The 21,685-nt window shown below is 40.5% G+C and carries 22 protein-coding genes and 1 tRNA gene; 20 read left to right on the top strand and 3 right to left on the bottom strand.

What is annotated here, in order from left to right; all coding sequences use genetic code 11:
• The first annotated feature begins 217 nt into the window (after positions 1-217).
• The 4 genes from trmB (at position 218) to HFM85_RS07710 (ending at position 2,668) form a co-directional block, all read left to right on the top strand.
• The gene (trmB, locus tag HFM85_RS07695; protein WP_173737696.1) at positions 218-874 is read left to right on the top strand and encodes a tRNA (guanosine(46)-N7)-methyltransferase TrmB; all 657 of its coding nucleotides are present in this window, start codon (positions 218-220) and stop codon (positions 872-874) included.
• A gap of 10 nt (positions 875-884) precedes the next feature.
• Complete coding sequence (locus HFM85_RS07700; protein WP_173737697.1) at positions 885-2,213, top strand: MATE family efflux transporter; 1,329 nt, start codon at positions 885-887, stop codon at positions 2,211-2,213.
• Between the two features lie 114 nt (positions 2,214-2,327).
• On the top strand, positions 2,328-2,501 hold the full coding sequence (locus tag HFM85_RS07705; RefSeq protein ID WP_158526479.1) for a hypothetical protein: 174 nt from the start codon (positions 2,328-2,330) through the stop codon (positions 2,499-2,501).
• 94 nt (positions 2,502-2,595) lie between these two features.
• Positions 2,596-2,668, top strand: a tRNA-Lys gene (locus HFM85_RS07710).
• 319 nt (positions 2,669-2,987) lie between these two features.
• Here the strand turns inward: HFM85_RS07710 and HFM85_RS07715 are convergent.
• Positions 2,988-4,343, bottom strand: a complete 1,356-nt coding sequence (locus HFM85_RS07715) for an Ig-like domain-containing protein (protein WP_244092502.1) — start codon at positions 4,341-4,343, stop codon at positions 2,988-2,990.
• A 213-nt stretch (positions 4,344-4,556) separates the two neighbouring features.
• Here HFM85_RS07715 and HFM85_RS07720 point away from each other — a divergent pair, with 213 nt between their 5' ends.
• The 4 genes from HFM85_RS07720 to guaA all read left to right on the top strand — a co-directional run bounded on the left by HFM85_RS07720 (position 4,557) and on the right by guaA (position 9,198).
• The gene (locus HFM85_RS07720; RefSeq protein ID WP_173737699.1) at positions 4,557-4,739 is read left to right on the top strand and encodes a ribbon-helix-helix protein, CopG family; all 183 of its coding nucleotides are present in this window, start codon (positions 4,557-4,559) and stop codon (positions 4,737-4,739) included.
• A gap of 71 nt (positions 4,740-4,810) precedes the next feature.
• A complete protein-coding gene (locus HFM85_RS07725; protein ID WP_173737700.1) occupies positions 4,811-5,308 on the top strand; it encodes a hypothetical protein in 498 nt (165 codons plus the stop codon).
• A gap of 649 nt (positions 5,309-5,957) precedes the next feature.
• Positions 5,958-7,520, top strand: a complete 1,563-nt coding sequence (locus HFM85_RS07730; RefSeq protein WP_173737701.1) for an alanine/glycine:cation symporter family protein — start codon at positions 5,958-5,960, stop codon at positions 7,518-7,520.
• A gap of 100 nt (positions 7,521-7,620) precedes the next feature.
• Positions 7,621-9,198 carry a glutamine-hydrolyzing GMP synthase gene (gene guaA, locus HFM85_RS07735; protein ID WP_118368525.1) on the top strand — a complete coding sequence of 526 codons (1,578 nt, stop codon included), beginning with the start codon at positions 7,621-7,623 and terminating at the stop codon, positions 9,196-9,198.
• Positions 9,199-9,490: 292 nt separating this feature from the next.
• Here the strand turns inward: guaA and HFM85_RS07740 are convergent, their stop codons facing one another.
• The gene (locus HFM85_RS07740) at positions 9,491-10,021 is read right to left on the bottom strand and encodes a helix-turn-helix domain-containing protein (RefSeq protein WP_009247529.1); all 531 of its coding nucleotides are present in this window, start codon (positions 10,019-10,021) and stop codon (positions 9,491-9,493) included.
• Positions 10,022-10,469: 448 nt separating this feature from the next.
• Between HFM85_RS07740 and HFM85_RS07745 the strand changes: the two genes are divergently transcribed.
• From HFM85_RS07745 to HFM85_RS07780, 8 genes are all read left to right on the top strand, one after another.
• Positions 10,470-10,658, top strand: coding sequence for a helix-turn-helix domain-containing protein (locus tag HFM85_RS07745; RefSeq protein WP_009247528.1), 189 nt, complete (start codon positions 10,470-10,472; stop codon positions 10,656-10,658).
• The gene (locus HFM85_RS07750; protein WP_009247527.1) at positions 10,659-11,750 is read left to right on the top strand and encodes a site-specific integrase; all 1,092 of its coding nucleotides are present in this window, start codon (positions 10,659-10,661) and stop codon (positions 11,748-11,750) included.
• Positions 11,740-12,075: a plasmid mobilization protein gene (locus HFM85_RS07755; protein ID WP_009247526.1), complete on the top strand. Its 336-nt coding sequence runs from the start codon at positions 11,740-11,742 to the stop codon at positions 12,073-12,075. The genes HFM85_RS07750 and HFM85_RS07755 overlap by 11 nt, the downstream gene beginning before the upstream one ends.
• Positions 12,065-13,219 (top strand): AAA family ATPase, encoded by a 1,155-nt coding sequence (locus tag HFM85_RS07760; RefSeq protein WP_009247525.1) that lies wholly within the window; start codon positions 12,065-12,067, stop codon positions 13,217-13,219. The genes HFM85_RS07755 and HFM85_RS07760 overlap by 11 nt, the downstream gene beginning before the upstream one ends.
• 355 nt (positions 13,220-13,574) lie before the next feature.
• The gene (locus HFM85_RS07765; RefSeq protein ID WP_019190307.1) at positions 13,575-14,714 is read left to right on the top strand and encodes a plasmid recombination protein; all 1,140 of its coding nucleotides are present in this window, start codon (positions 13,575-13,577) and stop codon (positions 14,712-14,714) included.
• Positions 14,715-14,740: 26 nt separating this feature from the next.
• Complete coding sequence (locus HFM85_RS07770; protein ID WP_009247523.1) at positions 14,741-15,118, top strand: TnpV protein; 378 nt, start codon at positions 14,741-14,743, stop codon at positions 15,116-15,118.
• Positions 15,119-15,571: 453 nt separating this feature from the next.
• Positions 15,572-17,116: an ATP-binding cassette domain-containing protein gene (locus HFM85_RS07775; protein WP_009247522.1), complete on the top strand. Its 1,545-nt coding sequence runs from the start codon at positions 15,572-15,574 to the stop codon at positions 17,114-17,116.
• An 84-nt stretch (positions 17,117-17,200) separates the two neighbouring features.
• Complete coding sequence (locus HFM85_RS07780) at positions 17,201-17,698, top strand: nucleotidyltransferase domain-containing protein (RefSeq protein WP_009247521.1); 498 nt, start codon at positions 17,201-17,203, stop codon at positions 17,696-17,698.
• Positions 17,699-18,115: 417 nt separating this feature from the next.
• On the opposite strand, the gene HFM85_RS07785 is transcribed toward HFM85_RS07780, so the two are convergent.
• A complete protein-coding gene (locus HFM85_RS07785) occupies positions 18,116-18,640 on the bottom strand; it encodes a helix-turn-helix domain-containing protein (protein WP_173737702.1) in 525 nt (174 codons plus the stop codon).
• Positions 18,641-18,872: 232 nt separating this feature from the next.
• On the opposite strand from HFM85_RS07785, the gene HFM85_RS07790 reads away from it, so the two are divergent.
• The 4 genes from HFM85_RS07790 to HFM85_RS07805 are packed head-to-tail and all read left to right on the top strand — an operon-like array spanning position 18,873 to position 21,625.
• Entirely contained in the window at positions 18,873-19,055 is a 183-nt protein-coding gene (locus HFM85_RS07790) for a helix-turn-helix domain-containing protein (RefSeq protein WP_026650251.1), read from the top strand.
• A 17-nt stretch (positions 19,056-19,072) separates the two neighbouring features.
• The gene (locus HFM85_RS07795; protein ID WP_156723366.1) at positions 19,073-20,173 is read left to right on the top strand and encodes a site-specific integrase; all 1,101 of its coding nucleotides are present in this window, start codon (positions 19,073-19,075) and stop codon (positions 20,171-20,173) included.
• Positions 20,151-20,474, top strand: a complete 324-nt coding sequence (locus tag HFM85_RS07800; RefSeq protein ID WP_173737703.1) for a plasmid mobilization protein — start codon at positions 20,151-20,153, stop codon at positions 20,472-20,474. The genes HFM85_RS07795 and HFM85_RS07800 overlap by 23 nt, the downstream gene beginning before the upstream one ends.
• A complete protein-coding gene (locus HFM85_RS07805; RefSeq protein ID WP_173737704.1) occupies positions 20,471-21,625 on the top strand; it encodes an AAA family ATPase in 1,155 nt (384 codons plus the stop codon). The genes HFM85_RS07800 and HFM85_RS07805 overlap by 4 nt, the downstream gene beginning before the upstream one ends.
• Positions 21,626-21,685 lie beyond the last annotated feature (60 nt).

The following is a 21,685-nucleotide window of genomic DNA, read 5'->3' on the forward strand; positions in this document are numbered from 1 at the left end:
TTTGAGGATGTCTGAGGCTTGACGTTGTTGGGTGATTTTGGGATTTTTTTAAGTTTTTCTTGCGGTGGGAGGGGGATTGCATGTATAGTTGAGTATTGGAATGTTGTTTGATCGAATTCTGCTTTGATTGTAAAAAGCAACAAGCAGCTGTTCGGTGTGATTTTATTTGATAAGAATCATTGAGACATTATTATGGAAAGATTATTGGAGGTTGTTTATGAGATTACGAAATATTCCGGGTGCTAAGGATGCTATTTTGGATTGTGAGTGGGTAATTGATGAGCCGGAGAGGTTTAAAGGAAAGTGGGATGAGGTTTTTGGAGTGAAGAGACCGCTTTTTCTGGAAGTTGGTATGGGGAAGGGGCGTTTTCTGATGGATATGGCAAGACTTCATCCGGAGAGAAATTTTGTGGGAATTGAGATGTATGACAGTGTGCTTCTTCGGGCGCTGCAGAAGAGAGAGGAACTGGAATCGGCAGGAGAGGAGTTTTCCAATCTTGTTTTTATCCGGGTGGATGCAAGATTGCTGCCGGAGATTTTTGAGAAGGATGAGGTTAATGGGATCTATCTGAATTTTTCGGATCCGTGGCCGAAGGCGCGTCATGCAAAGAGAAGACTTACGTCCAGGGAATTTCTGGCAAGATATGAGAAGATTTTGAAAAAAGAAGGAACTGTAGAGTTTAAGACGGATAACCGTGGTCTGTTTGAGTTTTCCCTGGAAGAGGTTAGGGATTCCGATTGGAATCTGGAGGTGTGTACCTTTGATCTTCATCATGATGAGGAATTGGTGAAGGGAAATGTCATGACGGAATATGAGGAGAAGTTTTCTTCTATGGGAAATCCGATCTGTAAAATGGTGATCAGACAGAAATAGAGGGAATAAGATGCAGGAAGAAATTTTTGAAAAGTATCCTATACCAAAGGCATATTTTAAGCTGGCACTTCCGGTTGTGTTCAGTATGGTTATCTCGCTTGTTTATAATATGGTGGATACGTATTTTATTGCAGGAACCGGCAATACGGATCTGGTGGCGGGAGTTGCCCTTGGATCGCCGATCTTTACGCTGATGATCGCGCTGGGAGATATTTTTGGACTTGGCGGCAGTTCTTTTATTTCCAGGCTTTTTGGAGAAAAAAGATACGAGGACGCAAAGCGGATCAGCGTATTCAGCTTTTATGGCGCGATCGTCAGCGGTGTTGCAGTTGCGGCTGTACTGATGATCTTCAGAAGTCTGGTATTGGGACTTCTGGGTGCAAGCGAGGCCACCTGGGAGTATGCGTCACAGTATTATACCTGTATTGCACTGGGTGCGCCGTTTATCATTGTTTCGCTGACACCGTCCAATCAGTTACGAACAGAAGGATTTGCGACGGCTTCGATGATTGGTTCTGTACTTGGCGCAGTTGTAAACATTATTCTGGATCCGATCATGATCTTTGTACTGGGCTGGGGTGCGGCCGGCGCAGCTACAGCGACCGTGATCGGAAATGTTTGTACCGATATTTTCTTTGTATGGTTTCTTATTAAAAAGAGCAAAAATCTTTCTGTGGATCCCAAGGGATTTCACATTTCCAGGTCGGAGATCGGAGCGGTTTTTGCCATTGGTATTCCGGCTTCTGTTACTAATCTGATGCAGAGCATCGGAATTGCGCTGACAAACCGAGCGTTGCTGGGATTTGGTGACGATAAGGTTGCAGCTATGGGAATCGTTATGAAAATTAATATGATCGCTGCGTTGGTCCTGGTTGGTTTTGCCTTTGGTGGACAGCCGCTGACCGGATACAATTACGGCGCGAGAAACCGCACAAGGTTGAAAGCAACTTTGAAGTTTGCATATCTTCTTGAGGGAGGAATGGCACTTGTACTGATGGCGGTACTTGGATTTTTTGCCCCGCAGATGGTAAAGATCTTTATGAGCGATCCTTCCGTTGTGGAAAATGGCGCGCTGATGCTTCGGCTGCAGCTGGCGGGAATGTTGTGTATGGGAATCGTGCTGATCAGCACCTGTACATTTCAGTCTGCAGGACAGGCTATGGGAGCTTTTCTGTTATCAGTGAGCAGACAGGGAGTGGTCTTTGCGGTTGTACTGATGATCGCTCTTAAGGTGGCAGGGTATCATGGCGTTCTGGCTTCTCAGGCAATCTCGGATTTCCTTACGGCAGTGCTGGCGGTGGTGCTGGTATGGCGCTGGTGGAAAAAAGTGGATTTCTAAGAGTCCGCTTTAAATACTTTGCGCAAATATCAGGAAACAGATCAGGATATTTTCATATAATAAAATATCCGTGATGTTGGAAAGGTATTTGCGCAAAGCAGGAGGCCATAAGTTTTGAAAAAAAGAAAATTCAGATCCATGCAGCAGAATCTCCATACGGTAAGCCGCAGCATTAACAGCCAGGCTGCCCATATCAGAAATTCGTTGTCGGAAATGGAAAAAATGCTGGATAAAATTGCATCAAATGAAGATATAAAAAATAAAAAAGAAAAAAATAAAAAAAATTAAAAAAAGGTGTTGACTTTCTTCAAATCATAACGTATAATACAACATGTCTTGAGGAACGAACGAAACAAAAAACGAAAGACAAACAATTAAATAAGCGTCTTTAGCTCAGTTGGTAGAGCACCTGACTCTTAATCAGGGTGTCCAGGGTTCGAACCCCTGAAGACGCACTAAAGGCACTGTTTTTGCAGATATGGAGCTGCGGGGACGGTGTTTTTTGTGTAGAAAAACTCAGTGTTTATGCGGGTTTGCGGGCTCTTGTGCATATCTCCAAATAACTTTCTAACATCTTTTAAAGATATCTTGAATACAGTGTATTCAAGATATCTTTAAAGCATTTTCCATAAGATTCATCTTTTCAATTTCTGTATACGTGTCAAAACAATAGTATTTTAATATTGTCTTTTCGTCTGAGTGACCTAACATTATTCTTACAACTATAAAAGGGAGCCGAAAAGCTCCCTCCATAGTTTGCAATCTTAAATTTTACTAACCTACCATCCTTTTGGAAACTCCGTAAAAAGAATCTTTCTGATTGCCACCTAACTTGATATATCCTCTCTGTCCATTGTATTTGAAAATCATATAGTTATTATTGTCTTTTGAACAAAATCCCTCTAAAGTAGCAACAGCACCTTTTTTTAGAGTAAAGTTATTTTTCCCACTTGGAGAACTATAAAAAACAAGATTTTTCATTGCTACAAATTTGTTGTCATAAAAATAATTTTGGTAACCATCCTGATAATACTCTGAGGTTAATTTACTCTTGTCTTTATAATATAAAGAAGTTGCAGCGACTGTATCAGACGCTCTTTTAAATATACCATTTGAATATACATAAGTATATTCCACATTAACTGCGCCTGTAAGATATGGTTGAATTAAGTATTTTATTTTGATCGTATTATTTCCATTAAATGCAATATCATCAAGTGTGGTGTAAGCATGTGAAAAACCACCCAATTTTTCATTTAATACTGTTTGAAATTTATTAGTTGCCTTATTATATTGAATAAAGAAATCATCTTCGGAATATGAATAACCACTTTGAACTCGTATTATCTGAATATTATTTTTTAATGCTATATAGGAAATACAAACATTATCACTCAATAATGCAAACTTCTGTGCATTTTTTCCATTTACAGATATTGATAACGTGCCATTAAATTTATTATCAGACCATCCAGTTCCTGTGGCTTGGATATCAAGCTGATCTGCATTTCCGTCTCCTGTCAGATCAATTTTGGTATGTAATTCATGATTTCCATAGACAACATTTATCATACCTAAATTCAGCTTTACTCCAATAATAGACGTATGAGTTGGAGTGTTATTAGATGGTGTATTCGTTGTTCCTACCGTAATTTTACAAGTTGCTTTCTTCCCACTTCCATCTTTCGCTTTCACTGTAATTGTGGCAGTTCCATTTCCAACAGTTTTCACAACACCTTTAGAAGATACTGTTGCTACTTTTTTATTGCTTGAACTCCAAGTAACTGCTTTATTGTTAGCGCTGCTTGGTGCTACTGCTGACTTTAAAGTAAGAGAACTTCCCTTTTTAAGTGTAGCTGATGTTTTATTCAGCTTTATGCTTTTTACTGGCTGCTTAACAGTAACTTTGCAGGTAAGTTTTTTGTTTTTTCTATATTTCGCAGTAATTACCGCAGTTCCCTTTTTCTTAGCTTTTACAACGCCTTTTGAAGATACGGTTGCTACGCTCTTTTTGCTGCTCGTCCAAGTAATTTTTCCCTTTGTTCCTGTTGCTTTCAAAGTATAAGTTTTTCCAACATTAAGGGAAATACTCTTTTTGTTCAGCTTTGCCGCACTTGCTGAAACTGGCATTACAATCACACTTAGTAACATGCACATCAATAATATTATTGATGTTTTTTTAATCTCTTCATACTCATTTTCCTCCCTAAATCTTTTTCTTTAATAGTATCATGCTGTCCATTTTTTTACAATTGATCGTGTTGTAAATAGATATTTATTCGTAATATATAAAACAGTCATTGAACCCTCTATAATCAAATACAGATTGAGGAGTGATACGATATGAAAAACGAACCTTTAATAATAAAAAAGCGTGGCGAAGATGGCAGCATGGTTATCACAGTCAGATTGAAGGAAGATATTTTAGCATCTTTAGACCAACTTGCCGCAGACAGCAATTATTCAAGGAATGAATTGATAAATATTATTTTAAGACATGGAATTGAAAATATAAAAATTGAATGAGAGTGGGCGCCCACTCTTTTTTCTTTGCTTTTGGAATGGTTAAATAAAAGAAAAATGTTTGAGGTTAGATTATGACAAAAGAATTTGAAGGTTCGGGACGTGGGAAAAAGAGAAACCAAAAGATGAAGCCATTTCTTGTGTATCAATATCTTATGAGGCACACAGACGAAAATCACGTAATTACTGGTGAAGATATTTGTTCTGCAATGGCTGATATTTACGGCATTGAAGCAGAACGAAGAGGCATTTACAGAGACATTGACGAAATAAATAAGGCGATCTTTGCTTTTGAGGAAGAAATTCTAATGGAAGAAGCAGAAGAAATGATTGAAGAAGATGACAGCTTGAAAAATATCATTTTCGATAAGCACCAAAAGGGATTCTGTATGCAGCAGAGACATTATGATTATACATACATTCAGCTTTTGGTTGAAAGTGTCTATGTTTCAAAATATCTGTCTGAACCGCAGGCAGAACGCTTGATAAAAATTCTATGTGAATTTGTCAGTGAGTTCCAAGAGAAGAAAATACGTCACAACGCCATTCTGACAGACAGAGTATTTGGATAAGATCAGAAAGACATATGAGAGTTGATAAAAAGATGTTAAAAGATGTTATAAAGTTGATGGATTCTTGTTTGGGAAAAGTACCTCAGAAAAAAAGGAGGGCCGGGTCTTGGAAGGGACCCGGCAGAGTATGAAAAGAAAAATAAGTAATGATCTATAAGATGAAAAAGCTATGTGCTTTATTTGTTTAATAATATACCGTCAAAATGTGATGGAACTGTGAGAAGCGTTTTAAAAATCTGTGAGGAAAATCTAAATATCTTATAAAGTCTTATAAAATCTTATAAAATCTCTCTGTGTTTGTTGCGACGAATCTGTAATTTAACCGAATCAAGTAAGTTACCTGAGGGGGTGCGAAAAGCAATAGCAGTTGGTGGGGGCTTGTAAGGATGGAAAATTCTGAAATTTGTACAAAAATAGTGAAAATAAATAAGACTTTTCTAAGCCGATGCGGTATAATAAATCATAGCATAAAAATCCGGAGGGGAAATGAACGATGATGGATGTGGTACACAACGTCATATGAACAGATGCGGAAATTTTTCGGAGGGATATAAATGAATATATCTATATTTTATGTCCAGCGGAAAATGCAATATTCGGAAAGATGGTTCAATTCTGAGGTATTCAGAGGAAAAGGGAGGAGATGGCTATGGAGAGAGTATTTGAGGCGATCAATGGAGTGTTCAGCTTTATCGGTCCACTGTCTGATTTTCTGTGGGAGTTCCCCACGAATTTTGATTGGTACAGCAGTATCCCGATTCTGGGAAATATATCCTTTGCGATCATATTACTTCTTGGGTCCGGGATTTTTTTCAGTTTCAGGATCGGTTTTATGCAGGTGACTTACTTTAAAAAAGGAATCAGGACCATGACGGAGAAACGTGTTGTGGAAACAGGAATTTCGCCGCTTGCATCGTTTTTCCTGAGTTCAGCTATGCGTGTAGGACCGGGAAATATCCTGGGCGTAACAGGTGCTATTGCAGTGGGTGGACCGGGGGCCCTGTTCTGGATGTGGATATCTGCGTTTTTCGGGATGGCAGTTGCATACATGGAGGGTGTCCTTGCTCAGATTTTCAAGGAGAAGAAGGACGATGAGTTCGTAGGAGGTCTTCCTTTTTATGGGAGAAAGCTTCTTGGAAATAAGGTATGGATCGGTGTTTTTCTTTCGGTATTGTATATTCTGTATGCGCTTTGCTGTCTGCCGGCACAGGGCTTTAACGTTGTTTCATCAGTAGGACGCATGGCAGAGATCGTAACCGGAAAAACCATCCCAAGCGGATCAGCCTTCTATTATATAGTAGGTACGCTGATCGTAATTCTCACAGCAGCTATCGCATTTGGCGGAATCAAAAAAGTATCCAGATGGACAGATATGATGGTGCCGGTGATGGCAGTGCTCTATATGGTAGTAGTGTTACTTCTTATCATATTGAATTTTACCCGTATTCCGTATTTCTTCGGAAGCGTGTTTGCAGGATCCTTTAAGCCGGATGCATTTTTTGGAGGTGTTTTTGGAACAGTTCTTGCACAGGGCGTAAAACGAGGTTTGATGTCCAATGAGGCTGGTCAGGGAACGATCACCATGTCAGCGGCAGCAGCTGACGCAAAGCATCCATGCGAGCAGGGCGTGATCGCTTCTCTGGGAGTTTTTCTTGATACTATTGTGATCTGTACGCTTACCGGATTTGTGGTAGTTATGGCACATTGCTGGACGGGAGCAGATGCGGAAACCTGGCAGGCTCTTGACAAACTTCCCAAATATACGGAGTCCATTGCTGTGCTGACTCCGGGAACTGCAATGAACGGGATCGTTACATTTCTTGTAACCTTATGTTTCTGCCTGTTTGCATTTACCTGTCTGCTTGGAATGATCAGCTTTTCGGAAATCGCAGCAAACCGTATCCGCAAGGATAAGATATGTATTAATTTTGTACGCTGTATCGGTCTTTTTGTTGCCGCATTTGGTATTCTCTGTAATATCGCAGGACTGGAGCTTGGAAATCTCTGGGCATTTTCTGATCTTGGAAATATTCTGATCGTATTTTTCAACGTACCGATCGTTTATGTCGGTGCGAAATATGTTTTCCGGGCGACCAGACATTATAAGAAGAATGACGGTACTCCGTTTACATCGGAGATAATTGGAAGAAATGACTGCGCTTACTGGGATGAGCAGGCAGAAAAAGCAGTGAAAAATTTTTCCGGAAAATAAAAAGTCCGGCGGGAGATAAAATTAGCATTGTAAAAGTGCATGTACTCATTTATAATGAGTAACAGATTCTAAAGATGTTATAAATAACAGGAGGAAAGCCTTGAAAAGAGAATTAGTTATTGTCATTGATTTTGGCGGTCAGTACAATCAGCTGGTTGCAAGACGTGTCAGAGAATGTAATGTATATTGCGAAATTTATTCTTACAAGACAGATCTTGAGAAGATTAAAGCGATGAATCCTAAGGGAATCATCCTTACCGGCGGACCAAACAGCTGCTATGAGGCAGATTCACCGACTTACCAGAAGGAATTATTTGAGCTTGGTATTCCGGTACTTGGACTTTGCTATGGAGCACAGCTTATGATGCATGTCCTTGGCGGAAAAGTTGAGAAGGCAGATGTCAGCGAATACGGTAAGACAGAGCTTCTCATCGATAAGAAAGATTCCAGGATCTTCAAAAATGTATCCGACAAAACAATCTGCTGGATGAGCCATACAGACTATATTTCCCAGACTGCACCGGGATTTGAGATCGCTGCACATACTGCAGACTGTCCGGTAGCAACTGCACAGAATGAAGAGAAGAAACTGTATGCGATCCAGTTCCATCCGGAGGTACTGCACACAGTAGAAGGAAAGACAATGCTGTCCAACTTCGTGCTTGGTGTCTGCGAATGTGCCGGAGACTGGAAGATGGATGCCTTTGTTGAACATACGATCAAAGAGATCCGCGAGAAAGTCGGTGATGGAAAAGTTCTCCTTGCCCTGTCAGGTGGTGTAGATTCCTCCGTGGCAGCAGGACTTCTTTCCAGAGCGATCGGTAAGCAGCTTACTTGCGTATTTGTAGATCATGGCCTTCTTCGTAAGGATGAAGGTGATGAGGTTGAAGGTGTATTCGGACCGAATGGTCAGTTTGATCTGAACTTTATCCGCGTGAACGCACAGCAGAGATATTACGATAAGCTTGCCGGTGTTACAGAGCCTGAAGCGAAGCGTAAGATCATTGGTGAGGAATTTATCCGTATCTTCGAGGAGGAAGCCAAGAAGATCGGTGCTGTAGATTTCCTTGCACAGGGAACCATTTATCCGGACGTTGTAGAGAGCGGTCTCGGTGGAGAATCCGCAGTGATCAAATCCCACCACAACGTAGGAGGCCTTCCGGATTTCGTTGATTTCAAAGAAATCATTGAGCCGCTTCGTGACCTGTTTAAAGATGAGGTCCGTAAAGCCGGCCTTGAGCTTGGAATTCCGGAAAGACTGGTATTCCGTCAGCCATTCCCGGGCCCGGGACTTGGAATCCGTATCATCGGTGAAGTCACCGAGGAAAAAGTACGCATCGTACAGGATGCAGACTACATCTACCGTGAAGAAGTCGACAATGCAGCCGCCGACTACAAAAAAGAACACGGAGAAGAACCGTCCTGGATGCCGAACCAGTACTTTGCAGCCCTTACAAATATGCGAAGCGTAGGTGTAATGGGAGACTTCAGAACATATGATTATGCAGTGGCGCTTCGCGCCGTTAAGACCATTGACTTCATGACTGCGGAGTCTGCTGAGATTCCTTATGCAGTACTTAATAAGGTGATGAACCGCATTATTAATGAGGTTAAGGGTGTAAACCGCGTATTCTATGATCTTACTAGTAAGCCGCCTGGAACGATTGAGTTTGAATAAATCGAGTTGCTTAAAAAAGCCAGTGTTTATGCGGGTTTCAGCGATTTCGATTAGTCTTTTGATAACAAATTGATAACAGTCATAGCAAGTGCCATTATTCTTGTTATCCAGTGGTTTATGGGTAACGGAACAATTAACAGGTGGCTTGCAGACTAAAGTTCGGAGCTTGGCTCTGAACAAATTCCATATTATAAACTAAGCCCTTAGCTGTGGTTAATAACCATAGTTAAGGGCTTTTTTGTCGTTGCCAAAGCATCTGTAGGGAGCTGCCAGTGGCAGGTCCTGTAGGTGCTTATTTATCTTTCAAGTGGTCTTTGAATGCTTCCACGAGAGCGTCACTTAATTCCTGTGATGGAACTTTTGCCCAACGCTGTGTGGTGTCGAACTCTGGATAATGGTAACGCCAGTTATCGTATTCTTCTCTGTTGATTTCTTCGGAAGATAGCTTGTCTGCCTGTTCTTTCCAAGCATACAGCATTTTGAGGAGTTCATATGCTTCTCTGCCTTTGTCCTTGTTGACCTTTAAGCATACCTCTCCGTCTGCTTCACTGACAGTAAGACCGTAAATATCTTCAAGGGTAAACAGAGTGTGCATAAGACCGATATAGCTGTCTATGTCAGGAACATCAAGAGCCTGTGGAGAAACATCAAGCACCTGTGCCAATGCATTTGTAAGGTCTGCTTTCGGTTTGCGTGTACCAGTTTCGTACTGTGCCAAACGCACATCAGCACTCTTTTCTGGAAAACCGATTGCTGTACCGAGATACTTTTGTGTCATACCACGCATTAGTCTGAAAAAATGTATTCTTTCGCTGATAGCCATAATGATACGCTCCTTTTATATTTAGTGAAATAAGTATAGCAGAAATGTTTAGTGGAAGTCAAGAAAAACCGAAACAAAAATGTTTAATATTTTCTTTGCAACCACTTGACAATAGCAAATATGTTTAGTAAAATAAATTACGAATTAAACAAATATGCTTAATGCGACAACTGAATGACCGTCCGAAAAGCCAAACCGCCAAGACCTCGTCGGAGCAAGTTCCGTATCGTTCGCTTGTGTGCAAGCACAAAAGCTCATTCGCTGCACTGCTCCTCCTCTTCCCCAAAAGTCTCCGACTTTTCGGGAACCCCTATACGAGCGAGCGCCTGATGTACTGCGGTGCATTGGGACAGCACAGCGCCTGCCGACAAGCAGGAGTGCCTGTTGGAACTTTAACACGGAGAAAGCGGCAAGCAAAAAATTATTTTAAGAAAGGAAGAAAAAGGATATGGAAAACAGATTTATCCGAGCCGAAGATGTGGCTCAGGAACTAAACGTATCAAAACCTTATGCATATAAACTCATCAGACAATTAAATGAGGAATTGAAAGCAAAGGGCTTTATTACGATTGCAGGGCGTGTAAATCGCCAGTATTTTTACGAAAGGCTCTACGGAGCAGGAAAGGGGGAAATGTAAATGCCGGTATTTAAGAATGAAGATAACGGTACTTGGTATGTGATGGCAAGGTATGTGAACTGGAAAGGGGAACGCAAGCAGAAATGCAAGCGTGGCTTTGCTACCAAACGAGAAGCACAGGAATGGGAAAGAATGTTCAAATTGCAGACTTCTTCAGACCTTGATATGAGTTTTGAAGCCTTTACGGAGCTTTATATCAATGATGTGAAGAACCGTTTGAAGGAAAACACGTGGCTTACCAAAGAGCATATCATACGCACAAAGATACTTCCGTATTTCGGGAAACTGAAAATCAGCGAGATTTCCACAAAGGAGATTATTACTTGGCAGAATGAAATGCTTGCCTATCGTGATGAGAAGAAAAAGCCTTATTCACAGACGTATCTGAAAACGCTGCACAATCAGTTGTCCGCCATTTTCAATCACGCTGTCCGCTACTATGAACTGCGTTCCAATCCTGCGGCAAAGGTGGGAAATATGGGACGTGAGGAACACAAGGAAATGCTGTTCTGGACAAAGGAAGAATACAAGAAATTCTCTTTTGAGATGATGGACAAGCCTGTTTCCTTTTATGCGTTTGAAATGCTTTACTGGTGCGGTATCCGAGAGGGCGAGCTGTTAGCTTTGACTCCGGCAGATTTCAACTTTGATAAGGAAACAGTCACAATCAATAAATCCTATCAGCGTTTGAAAGGGCAGGATGTGATTACTTCTCCGAAAACGAAAAAGAGCAACCGCACGATTAAAATGCCGAAGTTTCTGTGTGAGGAAATGAAAGAATATCTCGGTATGCTTTACGGATTGAAGAAGAAAGACCGTATCTTTACGGTGACGAAAAGCTATCTTCATCACGAGATGGACAGAGGGGCAAAGGCGGCAGGCGTGAAGCGTATCCGCATTCACGATCTCCGTCACAGCCACATTTCACTCTTGATTGATATGGGCTTTTCTGCGGTGGCGATTGCTGACCGAGTTGGTCACGAAAGTATTGATATTACTTATCAGTACGCACACCTCTTTCCGTCAAAGCAGATTGAGATGGCAGAAAAATTAGATGATTTAGGGAAAGGAGATTTTGAAAATGTCAGCTAAGAACAGAGATAACAAAAATCGTTGGAGGAATATCACAGTAGGGTTTCGAGTATCGCCCGAAGAAAACGAACTCATTAACAGAGCTGTAGCTCTATCAGGATTGCCAAAACAGGAGTATTGTTACCGCCGTTGCTTAAATCAGGATGTGGTGGTACAGGGCAATCCGAGAGTGTATAAGGCGTTGAAAACGGAATTTGCCACAGTCCTTGCGGAACTGAAAAGGATTGAAGCAGGAAAAGGTGTGGATGATGAACTGCTGAGTGTAATAGAACTGATTTCCATTATTCTCGGCGGTTTGAAAGGAGAGGATGCGAATGGAGAATAAAAAAGAAATGACTATTCCAAATGTATCTGCGGCAACAGATGCGGAACAGTCACTTTCCAAATGTACTGACAATAGTATAGTCAATCAGGATACGGATTTCAAGGGGTACGAGCAATCTTTTGAAGAAATGCAAAGGGAAATACTCAGACAGTTAGACCCTTCCTATCTGAAAACAGTATCAATGACAACGCTGTATGATACGGTGTTTGAGGTTCAGACACCACTTATCGACGGTCTGCTCCAAAGGGGAACTTACCTTTTCGTAGGTTCCCCGAAAGTGGGAAAGAGCTTTATGATGGCACAGCTTGCCTATCATATCAGCACAGGCACACCGCTTTGGGAGTATAAGGTGCGTAAGGCAACGGTGCTTTATTTTGCCCTTGAAGATGATTACCCACGTTTGCAGAAGCGATTGTTTCAGATGTTCGGTGCAAAGGAGACAGGCAATCTGTATTTCGCAACGGAATGTAAAACGGTCAATGGCGGACTGGAAGAACAGATAAGAGGGTTTATGAGGGAACACCCAGACACAGGCTTGATTATCATAGACACCTTAAAGCGTGTGCGTGAAGCAGGCGGAGCAGATTACAGCTACGCAAGTGATTATGATGTTGTGGCAAGGCTGAAAGCGTTGGCAGACAGTTACAAGGTTTCAATGCTTATTGTTCATCATACACGCAAACAAAAATCGGAAGATATATTCGATATGATTTCAGGCACGAATGGTCTGATGGGTGCGGCAGACGGTGCATTTGTTCTCAGTAAGGACAAGCGTACTTCCAACAATGCCACACTTGATGTTGCTGGCAGAGACCAGCAGGATATGAAAATCCATCTTGTAAGGGACAGCGAGCGATTGGTGTGGAACTTTGCAAAATCGGAAACGGAGATGTGGAAAGAACCGCCCGAACCTCTGCTTGAGAAGATAGCGGATACGCTCTTTTCGGAAAGTGACAGATGGGAAGGAACTGCTTCGGAACTTTGCGAAAGGCTTGCGGTGGATATAAAGCCGAATGTACTTTCTTTAAGGCTCAGTATCAACGCAAGCAGGCTGTTTCGTGATTACGGTATCCGTTATCAGAACAGCCGCACACACGACGGAAGAAAGGTTTCACTTTGGAAAGAAACCGAGCAGACGGCGTGACAAACGGTGTCAAAGGTGTCAATGTTTTTGAGAGCAGCACGCTGTGAAAAACATTGTCACCATCGTCACACTTTGACACCGGATAAAGTTTAGGGGAGTGTGCAGAGAGTGCCTTTTCAAAGGCGGCTCTTTGGTCTCGCCTGCTGGCTCGGTCGGTTCGCAGGCGTGTGTGCCACCGGCACACGCTCACCCCTCGGAGAGCCTTCGGAGAACGCAAAACCTGTTTACAGGTCGCATTTTTGATGGGTGTACCCGTCAAAAGTGCTTTTGCGTTACTTTTGACAAAAGTAACAAAACCTGAGAATGTTGAAATTTACAGATGGGAGATGAAAAAATGCAGAGAACGATAAGTGCAATGGTCGGTAAAGGCTCGGTCAATCACAATAGCCGAAAGTTCCGAGCAGAAAATGTAGACGGAACTCGTACTCATCTCAATATCGACTACTGCAATGAAAATATAAAGACAGTTTATCACGAATTGTTTGATGAAGCATTGGAAAGATACAATGCCAAGCAGATAAGGTCAGACCGAAAGATAAAAGATTATTATGAAAAAATCCGAAGTTCCAAGCAGGAAAAACCGTTCCACGAAATCATTTTACAGGTGGGCGGTAAGGGAAATATGAACGCCGATACGGAAAACGGAGAACTGGCAAAGCAGATTTTAGATGAATACTATCAGGGTTTTCAGGAGCGAAATCCACAGCTTCGGGTGTTCTCGGCTCATCTGCATATGGATGAAGCTACACCACATCTGCACATAGATTTTGTACCTTTTACCACAGGCAGCAAGCGTGGACTTGATACAAGAGTGTCACTAAAGCAGGCTCTTGCAACGCAAGGTTTTAAGGGCGGCAGTCGTGGCGATACGGAGTGGTCGCAATGGATACAGTCCGAAAAAGAACAGCTTGCGGCGGTGATGGAACGTTATGGGATTGAGTGGGAACATTTAGGCACACACGAAAAACATCTTTCTGTTTTGGATTATAAAAAGCAGGAAAGAGAAAAAGAAGTGGCGGCATTAGGTGCGAAAATCGAGCAGAAACAGATTGAATTTGATGTGTTGTCGGAACGAGTATTGAACTATGATAAGGCAAAAGACGAGCTGTCAAATCTTGAAATAGAGCTTGATACTGCACCGAAATATCAGTTGCCAGAACCAGAGAAATTTATGACTGCAAAGGCATATAAAACCAAAATGGCAGAGCCGGTTGTAAGGAAATTGAAGCAACTTGTCAAAACGGTGCTTGCCCGCTGCTTTGAGGGGTGGGACAACTATCATAGGCTGAATACAGCGAATGCACAGTTATACCGCACCAATCAGCGTTTGGAGAAAGTCAATGAAAGATTGACCGAAGAAAACAAAATCCTAAAAGCAGAAAATAAAGATTACAGCCTGCTCCGTAAGGTTTTTGGTCGCAAACAGATAGATGATTTGTTGGAGCAGGCAAGAACAGTTAAAGGTCGCAAGCGTGATAATACACGATCACGATAGACAAAAATCACAGGAGGAAAAGGAAAATGACAAAGACAATTTTTGAAGAAATGGGCGGAACTTATAGACAGGTGGGTGATTATTTATTGCCGAACATCACAGTACCAGCCGAAGAAGAAATAGAGCCGATTGGTTTATGGGGGAAACGACATGCAAGGCATTTAAAGGAACACTATAAAGTGTTATATATGAACCTGCTGACAAGCGGAAAGCTGCATAGTTATCTTGCAGAAGTCGATAAGCAAGCAGAGGATATGTTTCTTCGACTGGTAAAGGAATATGCCGACAGACAAGATGTGACGGAACAATTAAAGAAAGATAATCCCTACGAATGGATTGGAAGAATGAATAATATTCAGGCTTGTGTGAGGGAAGTTGTAGGAACGGAGTTGATTTACACATAAGCGTTTTACGGTATGGTGCTCCTGCGTTTGCTGGAGTGCTGTGGTTGTGGTTGTAAAGAGGTTGTGAAAGATTGAATTTCGTAATGGTTGGATGTATAATTAGGAAGTGAAAATTTTAATTTGCACTTCCATAAGGTGAAATGTATTGACACAAAAAATACAGTATGATAGTATTGCCATTAGAAGAAAGAAAGGCACATTTTGTGTAAGGTGAGGAAATGATTAATAGATAATTTGATTTAAGTAAGACACATATAGTTATTGAGCCTGTAGAGAATAGGTTTGTTTTGTGTACGCTTAAGTTGGATTATCGCAAGAGGCATTTCCTTTGTTTTCCTTTTGGAAAAGAAATAAGGGGCTATTTAGCGAGTCTATTTTTGCGTATGCAAAAAAGACTCGTTTTTGTGTGTTCAAAATAATAATTGGCTCAGACTTCGAAAAGGAGAAACTTTAATGTTGCAGATAAAAAAATTAAATTTAACACATAAAAAAGACCTGAGAATAATTCTTAATGATTTCAACCTTGTGCTAAATGATGGAGATAAGGCAGTTATTATTGGAGAAGAGGGAAATGGGAAATCGACATTAATGAAGTGGATATACAATCCGTCGCTTGTAGAAAACTATATAGAAGCAGATGGGGAAAGGATAATGGGACACGAACGTCTTGGTTATCTTCCGCAGGAGATGCTCGATGAAGATAAGGAAAAAACAATATACGAATATTTTTCTGAAGAGGAAATATTCTGGGAGAAAACGCCTAAAGAATTGTCTGTTATTGCGGGAAAATTTGGAATGAAAAATGATTTTTTCTACAGTAACCAGACAATGGGTAGTCTTTCAGGAGGCGAAAAAGTCAAGACACAACTTATGAGGCTTTTCATTCGCGATGTTTCTGTGCTGTTGTTGGACGAACCTTCCAATGACATCGACATTGCGACGCTTACATTACTGGAAAAAATCATAAATGACTGGAAGCACATTGTGCTTTTTATTTCACACGATGAAACGCTGATAGAGCGTACTGCCAACATGGTGATACATATCGAGCAGATTATACGAAAAACAAAGGCGAGATATACCGTGGCAAAGCTTCCCTATAGACGCTATGTGGAAGAACGGCTTCATAAATTTGAAATCCAAAAACAGCGGGCACTGAGTGACCGTAGGGAGAAAAAGATTCGCGATGAAAAATATCAAAGAGTTATGCAGAGTGTACAAGGTGCATTAAGAAGTTGTACCAGACAAGCACCGTCTGTTGCCAAAAACTTAAAGGACAAAATGCATACGGTTAAGGCAATGGAACGAAGATTTGAAAAAGAAGATGAAAATATGACTCAGATGCCGGAACAGGAAGAAGCAATCTTTGTCAAATTAGGGGATGAAAACTCACACATTCCCGCAGGAAAAACGGTCATAGAATATGAACTTTCAAAGCTTGTGACTCCGGATGGCAAAAGAATTTTAGCAGAAGGAATTCATTTAAAAATAAAAGGTTCAGAAAAAATCTGTATGATAGGAGCCAACGGGGCAGGAAAAACGACTCTTCTAAAAAAGATAGCGGAAGAACTCCTAAATCGGAATGACATTAAAGCAGAATATATGCCTCAAACTTATGAAGACCTGCTGGATTTGGATGTTACACCGGTTGATTACCTTGATAAAACAGGAGATAAAGAAGAGCGTACAAGAATTAGAACATACCTTGGTTCACTTAAATACACACCAGATGAAATGGAGCATCCGATTCGGGAGTTATCAGGCGGACAAAAGGCGAAAGTGCTTCTCTTGAGGATGAGCTTAAGTGGTGCAAATGTTCTTATTCTGGATGAACCGACAAGAAATTTTTCACCATTGTCCGGTCCGGTAATAAGAAAAATGCTCCGAGAATTTCCGGGGGCTGTCATTAGCATTTCTCACGATAGAAAGTATATTGAAGAGGTGTGCGATAAAATATATCAGCTAAATCCTAATGGATTACAGCTAATTGGTGATTGATAACAAAAAGGATGAAAGACTGACAAATTTCAGGCTTTTAGTGAGTTGGAAAGCATACAAAGATTTGAATTTGGAGGATAGATTATGGTACGTACAGAAGATGCATGTGAAATTATAAAATATGCTTTGCAAAACGAAATTAAAGTATATTTAGATGGCGGATGGGGTGTTGATGCACTTCTTAAAAGAGAATCAAGAATACACAATGATATTGATTTGTTTGTTGAACTGAAACATTATCATGATTATATTTATGTGATTAAGCAGCATGGATTTGAGGAAGTAAATACTGATTATACAACGGATGGTCATACTGTCTGGAAAGATGATAAACAAAGAATCATTGATTTACATTGTTTTGAATTTACAGATGACGGAATTGTTTATGAGGGAGATATATTTCCATCAAAAACTTTTTCCGGTATTGGAAAAGTTGGAGATATAACTGTTTCTTGTATTGAACCATTGAGTCAGGTAATGCTTCATTTGGGATATGAACACGATAAAAATGATGTGCATGATGTGATGCTGTTGTGTGAAACATTTCAAATAGCAATACCAGATGAATATAAGGAAAAGTAAAATTTCAGTTTTGTGTTGAATCTCTAAGCAAAATAGCTTATAATTTGACATGCTACATATAGTTATTATCCACAGTTATCGAGTAGGTGTTATCAATGCCGATAACAAAATGATAACATTAGCTCGTATAGGCAGGATAATATGGATATATCAAATAATCAAAAGAACGAGAAACATTACAGAGAATAATTCCTAAACAAAAAGCGTTAGTCTTTGTAGAATTTGAATAATCCACACAATTTGACAAAGCCAGTATTTATGCGGGTTGCAAACAAATTTGCTTAGTGATTGGCAACGAAATGGCAACATTTTGCGATTATTCAAAAGATAAAAATTTTATTTCATAACGTATATAAAGAAACCTTACTGATTTTCAGAAGTAAAAAACTGAATATCGGTAAGGTTTTTTCTTTTCTCTTATTTTTCTTTTTTAGTCAATTCTTTTACGATGTAATCACTCAGTTCCTGAGATGGTACCTTGGCACATTTCTGGTAAGTATCCAGTTCCGGGTACTTATATCTCCATTCATCATATTCTTCCTTGCTGATTTCACCGTTTTCCAGTTTGTCAGCTTGTTCCATCCATGCACGAAGCATTTCATCGACAGAGGAGCCGGGAGCAGATATGGAAGAGTCAAGGCAGATATGAGGCTGCCCATCTACATTTCTTACTTTCAGACCATACATATCTTCCAGTGCAAATAGTGTATGCATCAGACCTATGTGAGTATCAATATCTGGAACTGTTAAAGCATGAGTATTGACATCGAAGATCTGAGACATTTGTTTTACAAGATCGATTTTAGGAACTCTGGCTTCAGATTCATACTGAGCCATGCGGACATCTGAGGTTTTTCCTTTGAATCCCAGTTGCTCTCCGAGTTGCTTTTGTGTCATGCCTTTGCGGTTGCGAAAAAATTTGATACGTTGTCCGATTGCCATTTTTGTTTGCCTCCTTATAGTGGTCATTCGTGTTGCCATAATTAATTGTGAAGAAAATAAAACAATTCTGTTTAGATTCAGTATAGCATGAGCAATTTTAGATAGCAAGAAGAACTTAAACAAAAAAATTTAATATTCTTATAAAACTGCTTGACTTAAATTAAAATGTTTAGTATCATGCAAATGTAACAACTTAAACAAATTACGTTAAGATAGAGAGAGGAGATGCGATGTGACGAACAGAACTTTTATGACAGTAGAAGAAGTAGCAGCGGAACTGGGAGTTTCCAAGTCTTATGCTTATAAGATTGTCAAACAATTAAATGATGAATTACAGAAGCTGGGTTATCTTACGGTAGCTGGCAGAGTAAACACCAATTATTTCCGCAAAAAAGTATGTTACAGCGAAGTGTAAGAGAGAGGAGAATTTGTATGAGTATTTACAAAGATAATGTCACTGGGAAGTGGCGAGTGGTTTATCGGTATACCGACTGGACAGGGAAAACGAAACAGACTTCAAAACGAGGATTTCCTACGAAGCGAGAAGCGCAGATGTGGGAACACGAACAAATGTTAAAGCATGATGCAAAACTGGATATGACTTTCGCAAGTTTTTATGAAATCTATGTAGAAGATAAAAAGGAACGAATCCGGGATAACACATGGGGAACTAAGAATAATATTGCCAGAACAAAAATTCTTCCATACTTTGGGGAGAGAAAGATTGCAGAAATTGAACCAAAAGATGTGATTGCATGGCAGAATCATTTGCTTGCATTTAAGAGAGCGAATGGAAAAGGGTATTCTGCTTCATATCTGCGGAAAATCCACAGCCAGTTAAGTGCCATTTTCAATCATGCAGTTGATTTTTATCATTTGCCTTCTAATCCGGCACAGAAAGCTGGAAATATAGCAATAGAGGAATATAAGGAAATGTTGTTCTGGACGAAAGAAGAGTATTTGAAATTTGCAGATGTGATGATGGATAAACCAGTTTCTTACTACGCTTTTGAAATGCTTTACTGGTGTGGTATCCGTGAAGGAGAGTTGCTTGCCCTGACACCAGCGGATTTTGACTTTACAACGCATACACTGCGAATTAACAAATCATATCAAAGATTAAACCGGGAAGATGTGATTACCCCACCAAAGACATTTAAAAGTAACAGATTTATCAAGATGCCACAATTTATATGTGATGAGATGCAGGATTATATGGAAATGCTTTACGGTCTGAAGGAAGATGAAAGAATTTTCACAATTTCCAAATCTTATCTGCATCATGAAATGAACAGAGGATCAAAAGTGTCTGGGGTGAAGCGAATCCGTGTGCATGATTTGAGACATTCCCATGTATCGTTATTGATCAATATGGGATTTACGGTATTGGCAATCGCAGACCGAATGGGACATGAGAGCATTGATATCACTTACCGATATGCGCATCTGTTTCCAAGTGAGCAGACACAGATGGCAGAACAGTTGGATATTGAAAGGATGGAAAAATTAAATGGAGAAAAATCTGGACAGTAAAGGAAGATGGAGAAACAAAATCGTAGCATTCCGGGTATCACCGGAAGAAGCAGAGCAGATTGATGCATGTGTCCGATTGTCAGGACTTAGCAAGCAGGACTATATCACAAAACGATTAACTGATCGGGAAATTGTGGTACAGGGAAATCCAAGAGTGTATAAAGCATTGCGAAATCAGATGGCAGAGATTTATGAAGAATTGAAACATCTGGAAAAATGCAGTGAGGAAAGCGAAGAGTTGCTGAGTACCCTGAGATTGGTCGCAGAGACATTGTATGGATTGAAAGGGGAAAATGAATGACAGCAAAAGAAAAAATGACTGCTCCGATTGCATCTGTTGGCGCAGATGTGGAACAGTCATCAAGTAATAAATTAACCAACCAAAGTATAGCAGATTTGCCCGGTAAGGGCAATCTGCAAGCCACAAATAATGCGGAAAATACAGCAAAATCAGCAAATAAAAAGAATCTAGATGATCTGGAAACAGTTTCTATGATGGAATTATACGATACTGCATATCCACCAAAATTGCCGATTGTAGATGGACTTCTGTATAACGGAACTTATCTGTTTGTTGGTTCGCCGAAAATTGGAAAATCATTCTTTATGGCACAGATCGGGTATCACATCAGTAAAGGACTTCCATTGTGGGGCTTTTCAGTCAGACAGGGAACGGTTCTGTATCTGGCATTGGAAGATGATTATGCAAGGTTGCAAAAGCGGTTATCACAGATGTTTGGAATGGAAGGCAGTGAGAATTTTTATTTCGCTACAAAATCAAAATCGCTCAATGACGGACTGGAAAAACAGCTTGTAACGTTTGTAACAGAGCATAAAGACGCAAGATTGATTATCATTGATACTCTTCAGAAGGTTCGAGAGGTCGGTGGAGATAAATTCAGTTATGCCAGCGATTACGAGATTGTAACGAAGCTGAAAGCATTCAGTGATAAATATGGTATCTGTTTTCTGGTTGTGCATCATACAAGGAAAATGGAATCTTCAGATAGTTTTGATATGATTTCTGGCACAAATGGATTGCTTGGAGCTGCGGATGGAGCGTTCGTCATGCAGAAAGAAAAACGGACAGATAATAAGGCAGTTCTGGAAGTGGCAGGACGTGACCAGCAGGATCAGAAACTATGGTTGAACTTTAACCGGGAGAGATGTGTCTGGGAACTTACCAAGACAGAGACAGAACTTTGGAAAGAACCAGAAGATCCAGTGTTGGAAAAAATCAAAGAGTTTGTAACAGAAACTACGCCAGAGTGGGCAGGAACAGCAACAGAGCTTGTGGAAGTATTGCAGGTGGAAATGCAGCCGAACGCATTATCACGAAAATTAAATGTCAGCCTTGAACGATTGATTCTGGAATATGGAATCCAGTATAAAGCGGAACGAGGACATGATGGAAGAAAGATCAGATTAGCCTTTGTTGGAAAACAAGTGTGACGATATGTGACGGTTGTGACGGTATTTTATATAGCGTGTCAGTAGTGAAAATATCGTCAC

Origin of the sequence: Blautia schinkii, assembly GCF_013304825.1 — a bacterium.
Classification (GTDB): Bacteria; Bacillota; Clostridia; order Lachnospirales; family Lachnospiraceae; genus Blautia_A; species Blautia_A schinkii_B.